At 71.8% G+C, this 535-nt stretch carries 1 pseudogene; it reads left to right on the top strand.

The window, feature by feature from the left end:
* Window positions 1–363 (top strand): annotated as a pseudogene (locus ACTNB2_RS08870) (IS30 family transposase); the annotation flags it as partial.
* Window positions 364–535: the final 172 nt, after the last annotated feature.

The following is a 535-nucleotide window of genomic DNA, read 5'->3' as shown; positions in this document are numbered from 1 at the left end:
CTCGGCGAGGGGCCGGGCGAGACGAGGCTGTTCTACTGCGACCCCAGGCGCAGCGACCAGAAGGGCGCCTGCGAGCGCAACCACGTCGAGATCAGGAAGCTGCTGCCCAAGGGCGCCGGGATCAGGTTCGACCGGCTCGCCCCGGCCGACCTGGCGCTGGCCATGTCGCACGTGAACTCCGAGCCCCGCGGCGCGCTCGGCTTCGCGACGCCCGCGCGCGCCTTCAGGGCGATGCTCGGGGAGGACGCGGCGGCGCTGCTGGACGCCTACGGCGTGGGGGACGTGCCGCTCGGCGATCTCGACCTGACGCCGGGGCTCATCGAGAGGGCGCGCGCAGAGAGGGGCGATGCCCCGCTGGCCTAGCCTAGGAGAAAAAACGGAATAGACGGACCGACCGTCCGGCTGAGTCTGGGAAGAGGTGCCGGGCGGCGGGCGGGGCATGGCCACCGGACCCATCGAAACACATCTCCACCATTCCTTCAACTGGGAAAATGGCGCCCCCGGGGCCCGAGAGGGGCCGCGGGGGCGTTCGGTT

It is taken from the genome of Collinsella sp. HCP28S3_G2, from assembly GCF_052065125.1.
GTDB lineage: Bacteria > Actinomycetota > Coriobacteriia > Coriobacteriales > Coriobacteriaceae > Collinsella.
The sequence above is the reverse complement of the archived record's forward strand: the minus strand, read 5'-3'. Positions and strand labels throughout refer to the sequence as shown.